General features: G+C 66.3%; 1 protein-coding gene. It reads left to right on the plus strand.

Translation table 11 applies throughout. From position 1 onward, the window contains the following. A partial coding sequence (locus QSK31_RS48680) for a transposase (RefSeq protein ID WP_285692026.1) occupies positions 1-255 on the plus strand: 255 nt, incomplete at both ends.

Consider the following 255-nt stretch of genomic DNA (forward strand, 5'->3'; position numbering starts at 1 on the left):
CCGGTTCGTATTTCCCGGACTGGTTGTTGCAGCACCGCCGCCGCGCCGAGCAAGCCCTCGTGAGCGTGGTGGCCACCAGCTATCTGCTGGGGGTGTCGACCCGCCGGGTGGAGAAACTGGTCGAGCAGCTCGGGATCAAACAGCTGTCCAAGAGTCAGGTCTCGGAGATGGCCCGCCACCTCGACACCCAGGTCGAAGCGTTCCGCAACCGGCCGCTGGACGCCGGCCCGTACACGTTTGTCTGGATGGACGCGC

The organism is Actinoplanes sp. NBRC 103695, assembly GCF_030269485.1.
Classification (GTDB): domain Bacteria; phylum Actinomycetota; class Actinomycetes; order Mycobacteriales; family Micromonosporaceae; genus Actinoplanes.